At 37.1% G+C, this 6,619-nt stretch carries 4 protein-coding genes and 2 pseudogenes; all 6 read right to left on the reverse strand.

Annotation, left to right across the window (positions count from 1 at the left end; genetic code table 11):
* Positions 1-175: 175 nt before the first annotated feature.
* A complete protein-coding gene (locus L950_RS01465; RefSeq protein ID WP_031289228.1) occupies positions 176-742 on the reverse strand; it encodes a K(+)-transporting ATPase subunit C in 567 nt (188 codons plus the stop codon).
* Between the two features lie 13 nt (positions 743-755).
* A pseudogene (gene kdpB / locus L950_RS01470) lies at positions 756-2,763 on the reverse strand (potassium-transporting ATPase subunit KdpB).
* 78 nt (positions 2,764-2,841) lie between these two features.
* Positions 2,842-4,530: a potassium-transporting ATPase subunit KdpA gene (gene kdpA, locus L950_RS01475; RefSeq protein WP_031289229.1), complete on the reverse strand. Its 1,689-nt coding sequence runs from the start codon at positions 4,528-4,530 to the stop codon at positions 2,842-2,844.
* A 39-nt stretch (positions 4,531-4,569) separates the two neighbouring features.
* The gene (gene kdpF / locus L950_RS36990; RefSeq protein ID WP_084825336.1) at positions 4,570-4,647 is read right to left on the reverse strand and encodes a K(+)-transporting ATPase subunit F; all 78 of its coding nucleotides are present in this window, start codon (positions 4,645-4,647) and stop codon (positions 4,570-4,572) included.
* Positions 4,648-4,661: 14 nt separating this feature from the next.
* Positions 4,662-5,021: a hypothetical protein gene (locus tag L950_RS01480; protein ID WP_021191539.1), complete on the reverse strand. Its 360-nt coding sequence runs from the start codon at positions 5,019-5,021 to the stop codon at positions 4,662-4,664.
* Positions 5,022-5,966: 945 nt separating this feature from the next.
* Positions 5,967-6,619, reverse strand: a pseudogene (locus L950_RS01485) (sigma 54-interacting transcriptional regulator); the annotation flags it as partial.

Consider the following 6,619-nt stretch of genomic DNA (forward strand, 5'->3'; position numbering starts at 1 on the left):
ATAGAGCATTCGTGTATATCATGCTTAACATCCATAGCAGATGATTTTACAGCTTGATTTCACATTTGTTAATTGATTGTATAAGGATGCTATGAAATATCCAGACTGCGTACACATCACTCTTGACAGAATTACATTTATTCGAATGTGTATGACATGGATATTTCATATTAAATTATTTTGCAGATAATTGGTCTAATGCAATATTCAACTTTAATACATTTATTTTCGCAGGACCAAATAGTCCGATTAATGGTTTTTCGGTATGCTCATGAATTAATGTCATTAAGTCTGCTTCTGCAATATTTCGGATCTTAGCAATACGTTTCACCTGAACCTGAGCTGCCTGTACTGAAAAGTGAGGATCTAAGCCACTCGCACTTGCAGTAATAAGATCAGCAGGTATTTGTGCTTTTGTAATAGCGGGATTATGCACCAAAAATGTATCTATCCTACCTTTTACCTCTGCCAGATATGACGGGTTTGAAGGGCCTTTGTTACTTCCCGCAGATCCTGCTGCATTATAGCCAGCCGCAGAAGGACGGGACCAGAAATAGTGATCATTTGTAAAGGCCTGACCAATATTGCTGTAATAAGTCCTACCTTTAAAAGTAATGATTTCACCTTTACCTTCATTTGGAGCTGCTTGAGCAATGGCCCATACAGCAAAAGGATAGATGACTGCAAAAAAAACAATTAGGATAAAAGTCAGCTTTATAGCTGGTAAAATATGCTTTTTCATGATTTCGTTTTTTTTAAATAAATAAGGATACAATAAGATCAATCAATTGATGCCTACAAATGGCACCAAAATACCCCCTACTCCAAAAATGAGCAGATTACGCCGTAACAGTGCACTTGCACCTATGGGTTTATAGGCCACCCCTTTCAAAGCCAATGGAATTAAAAATGGAATAATTAGGGCATTGAATATCACGGCAGATAAGATGGCACTCTCTGGACTATGTAATTGCATAATATTTAATCCTTGCAAAGCTGGAATAGCCGTAATGAATAAAGCAGGAATAATCGCAAAATATTTCGCCACATCGTTTGCAATACTAAAAGTAGTAAGTGTGCCACGAGTCATCAATAATTGTTTACCGATCTCCACAACTTCGATCAATTTCGTCGGATCATTATCCAAATCAACCATGTTGCCTGCTTCCTTAGCAGCTTGCGTCCCACTATTCATTGCAACACCAACATCTGCCTGAGCCAGTGCTGGAGCATCATTTGTACCATCTCCCATCATGGCAACCAGACGGCCATTAGCTTGTTCCATTTTGATGTAGTTCATCTTATCCTCTGGCTTAGCTCAGCAATAAAATCATCGACTCCGGCCTTTTCGGCAATATATTTTGCCGTCAATGGATTATCGCCGGTTACCATAACTGTTTTGATACCCATTTTCCGTAAACGTTCGAACCGCTCTTGAATCCCTGGTTTAATAACGTCCTGCAATTCAATGACGCCTAAAGCAATTTCGTTTTCACAAACAACTAAGGGTGTACCTCCATTTTGAGAAATTTCAGTAACCTGATCGGTTATATCTACTGGAAATACATTTCCGGCCTGCGTAACGATATTACGGATCGCATCAGTCGCACCTTTACGAATACGAGTCTGATCAAAATCGATCCCTGAACTTCTTGTCTCTGCCGTGAATTTGATAAAAACGGGTGCATTGATTGGATATGCCAACGGATTAACACCAGCCAACTCAATGATTGATTTTCCTTCAGGAGTTTCATCACTCATTGAACTTAATACAGCAGCTTTAATCAGTTGCTCTTCGGCTATGCCCTTCGTTGGGTAAAAATGTGTTGCTTTACGGTTACCAATGGTAATGGTACCAGTTTTATCCAATAATAGGACATCAATATCTCCAGCCGTCTCTACTGCTTTTCCGCTTTTAGTAATGACATTTGCCCGCAACGCTCTATCCATTCCTGCGATACCAATTGCGGATAATAATCCGCCAATCGTAGTGGGTATTAAGCAGATAAATAGTGAAATAAAAGCTACAATTGTGATGGGCGCATTGGCATAATCTGCAAAAGGTTTTAAAGTCACAGTAACAATAATGAATACCAAGGTAAAACCTGCTAAAAGAATGGTCAATGCAATTTCATTTGGTGTTTTTTGACGACTTGCTCCTTCTACCAAAGCGATCATTTTATCTAAAAAACTTTCACCTGGTTCGGTCGTTACCTTTACATGTATCTTATCGGACAATACTTTTGTTCCGCCTGTTACACTACTTTTATCCCCTCCAGCTTCACGTATGACAGGAGCCGACTCTCCAGTGATCGCGCTTTCGTCTATCGTTGCCAAGCCCGCAACAATCTCTCCATCAGAAGGAATGATATCACCTGCTTCACATATAAAGATATCACCTTTCACAAGTTGTGAAGAAGAAATCATACTTCCATTTGCTAATTTTGCAGGGGTTTCCTCTCTTGTTTTACGTAAACTGTCTGCTTGTGCTTTTCCTCTAGCTTCAGCAATCGCTTCCGCAAAATTGGCAAACAACAGAGTAAGCAATAAAATCAAAAATATGGTGAAGTTATAACCAAAACTACCTTGTGATGATTCTCCTGACAATATCCATAAACTGACTACTAGCATCACAAAAGTTCCGATCTCTACCGTAAACATTACGGGATTACGAAACATCAGTTTGGGGTTCAATTTCACGAAAGACTGTTTGCAAGCCTGCAATAACATATCACTCTGAAATAATGATTGATTCTTATTCATTTTTAATTATTTATATTGATGAAGTAAATGATCGTGTCTGTATACATTACCCAGCGATCCGTTACTATTCAAATGAGATTAACGCATAGAAAAATATTCAGCAATAGGACCTAACGCTAATGCTGGGAAAAATGATAATGCAGCTACAATAATGATTACTGTAAATACCAAAATCCCAAAAGTTGCTGTATCTGTCTGTAAAGTTCCCTCGCCCTCAGGAATGAATTTTTTCTTAGCCAACAAACCTGCAATTGCTACTGGTCCGATAATCGGCAAGAAGCGTGATAAGATCAAAACGATACCAGTGCTGATATTCCACCAAGGTGTATTATCACCTAAACCTTCGAATCCACTTCCATTATTTGCCGATGAAGATGTATATTCATATAAGATCTCACTGAAACCATGAAAACCAGGATTGTTTAGTGTTGATGCACCTTGTCCGGGAAATGCGGTTGCTAAACCTGCACTGATTAAGATTAGAAATGGGTGAATCAATGCAATAATCATCGCAATCTTCATTTCTCTAGCTTCTATTTTTTTTCCTAAAAACTCGGGTGTGCGCCCCACCATCAGGCCACTGATAAATACAGCAAGAATAATGAAGATGAAAAAGTTAAGGATACCAACTCCTGCACCTCCATAAAAACTATTTATCATCATTGCTAATAATTCATTCATTCCGGAAAGTGGCATTGAACTATCGTGCATGGAATTGACAGATCCAGTTGAAATCACTGTTGTCACAATACTCCAGAACCCAGATGTTGCTGCTCCAATTCGGATTTCTTTTCCTTCCATTGCACCTAATGACTGATCAATTCCCAAACTCGTTAAAGCAGGGTTACCATCCATTTCCATCTTGATATTGGGAATTGCCAACATCAAAAATCCTACAGTCATCACGGCAAACATCATCCAGGACAATTTTCTCCTCTTAATAAAATAGCCGAAAGCAAATATCATGGCAAATGGTACGATCATCTGCGCGGCCATTTCGATCATATTGCTTAAATAGGTCGGATTTTCAAAAGGGTGAGCTGAATTGGTTCCAAAAAAACCACCACCATTTGTTCCAATATGTTTGATTGCAACAAACGCTGCGGCAGGTCCTCGCGATACTTCAACGGTATCACCTTGCAGACTTACAATCGTATCCTTACCCTCAAACGTCATGGGTGTTCCTTGAAAAGCAAGTATAATAGCTACAATAAAGGATAATGGAAGCAGAATTCGTGTACAGGATTTTATAAAATATTCATAAAAATTACCTAAATCTGTAGCTGTTTTATCTCTAAAAGCTCTAAAAAGAGTTACTACTGCAGCCATACCTGTACCTGCACTGACAAACTGTAAAAACATCAACCAATATTGTCCCAAATAACTCACCCCAGTTTCACCAGAGTAATGTTGTAAATTACAGTTCACAACAAAAGAGATTACCGTGTTGAATGCCAAATCTGCTGTCATGCTTGGATTTTGATCTGGATTTAAAGGTAATCTTCCTTGCATCATCAGTACCAGCATTCCCACCAGAAACCAAATCATATTGATCGTGAGCATCGCAACCATATGCTGCTTCCAACTCATTTCAACTTTTGGGTTTATACCTGTTAGTTTATAAAATAATCTTTGAATCGGATTGAAAACGGGATCAAAGATTGTCTTATTTCCAGCAAATACTTTCGCAATATATTTCCCTAAAGGAATTGCTAAAGCGATCGTACCAAGAAACATGACGATTATGGCTATTATTTCTGTATTCATAATTAAATTTTAAATATTATTTCATTCACAGTTTGATTGTTAAAACTGCTCGGGCTTTAGTAATACATACACGATGTATGCAAACACGCCTACTGCTACTATGAGTAATGCTATCATCGTTTGCTATAATTTTAATTTTCCATTATCGTTTTGAGGTATTCCTTCCTCAATTCTTTTGGCAATATGGCCAGATGCTTTTTTAAACTTGCTGGACTTTCTTCTATGGACAGCTTAGTCAGAAATTCATTTTCGATCGCATTACGTGTATATTGGTTTCCTCCCTGATATATCAAATTCACCACTTTTGCAATTTCTTCGGCGTCTGCATACTCATATTCATTTCCCGAATTCATTTTTTTCAAACACTGTTCTGCTAATTTCCCTAATACGATATAATCAGCTACTGTATGATCGCCTAATTCTTTAGCCGAAATCCAGTTACTGGATTCTGGTATCCATTCTTCTAGGGTACTTATCATTTTTGATTTCATTCTATTACTTTTTTCATTTGTTGATGAGCTCTCGAGCAATACTATTTGCATGTGTATCGTATAATTATTTGCATCTCGATCTCATATTAAATCTGATCAAAGAAGTCAATTGATTTAAAAAATAATGCAAAACAGATTATACCGACAAGTGTCAATACTATTGTTATCATATCTAATAATTTATGCGCTGAGAAGATCTACAAATTTTACAAGTGCAAAAGTCACAATCGCGACAAAAGCAATTTTCAATAATCCGTGCGTAATGCCGGATTTCCAGTATCTGTCGTACTGCCTGATTTTTTTCCATTTTGAATTTAACATGAGTATTCTTTTTGGAAATGGAGGATACCAATTTTAGTCCAACTTTGCCAATAGTCATGCAAACCACTACAAAACAACTCATTATATTAAAAACAGAGATATTTACCAACAAAAAAGCCTATCATTTTGATAGGCTCTTTATCATAATAGAAAGATTTTCTTCAAAAGATATCGTGTAAACTGCTGTAAGGTTATAAGGGATTCTTATACGTAAGTATTGCACTGCTCTAGGGTATTGCTAGGGACCAACCTTGACATAGGGTATACCTGTAAGCAGCGTTCTAGCTTAGTATTAGCAGGGTGAGAGTGCTATATAAGGTGAACTTACTGTGGACTTATAGTGGACTCACCGTGGATACAATACCTATTTGGTACGACCTTTTTATCAATAAAGTCCCTATTACATGCTATTGGATCTTCAGTTTGTTTATTGCAAGAGCAGGAATAATAGTTTTGTTCAGTTTAAATAACAATTAAGAGATTACGGGGGAAACAGTCATCTCTGTATGGAATTCGTTAACAAAAGTTTGAAATATAATTATGAAAGTAATAACTAAACAGTCTTCCAGGTGGGAAAATAACAATAAAGAGCATGAAGTCTCCGTAAGACCAGAAACCTCTAGCTCATGGTATTAATTTATACTCTTCAATCTTACGATAGAGTGTTGCAATACCAATTTCCAAAAGACGAGCAGCCTCTGCTTTGTTTCCCTGAGTATGGTGTAGTACTTTTTGAATATGCACTTTTTCTACACTTGCCATGGAGAAGGCAGATAACATTTTTACACCTGAATCAACGGCTATACTAGCAAAAGGAAGCGTGTCAACACACAATACATCATTATCTGATAAAATCACACTACGTTCTATGCAATTTTTAAGTTCACGAATATTTCCTTTCCATTGATGGTTTTCCAATGCAGTAATATATTCAGGCGAGATTTGTAATTCTTTTCTCTTAGCACGCAAAGAAAAGATTTGTGTAAAATGATTTGCCAATAAATGAATATCTTGCTTACGTTCACGCAGTGCTGGCAAATAAATACTGAATACCGAAAGACGATAAAATAAGTCACTTCTGAAATGTTCATTTGCTATTTCTTCTTCCAAATTACGATTCGTAGCTGCAATAATACGAACATCTACACGTGTTACTTTTGTTTCTCCAATTTTAAAATTCGCCAGTTTCTAATACCCTTAAAATTTTGGCTTGCAATTCCACTGGCATTTCGCCGATTTCATCAAGAAAAATAGTGCCTTTATTTGCCTCTTCAAAA

Origin of the sequence: Sphingobacterium sp. IITKGP-BTPF85, assembly GCF_001006065.1 — a bacterium.
Classification (GTDB): domain Bacteria; phylum Bacteroidota; class Bacteroidia; order Sphingobacteriales; family Sphingobacteriaceae; genus Sphingobacterium; species Sphingobacterium anhuiense.

What these genes read in the sequence shown, in the direction of transcription:
- L950_RS01465 (WP_031289228.1), bottom strand. Translation starts at nt 742, where the DNA reads ATGAAAAAGCATATTTTACCAGCTATAAAGCTGACTTTTATCCTAATT.
- kdpF (WP_084825336.1), bottom strand. Translation starts at nt 4,647, where the DNA reads ATGATAGCATTACTCATAGTAGCAGTAGGCGTGTTTGCATACATCGTG.
- L950_RS01480 (WP_021191539.1), bottom strand. Translation starts at nt 5,021, where the DNA reads ATGAAATCAAAAATGATAAGTACCCTAGAAGAATGGATACCAGAATCC.
- kdpA (WP_031289229.1), bottom strand. Translation starts at nt 4,530, where the DNA reads ATGAATACAGAAATAATAGCCATAATCGTCATGTTTCTTGGTACGATC.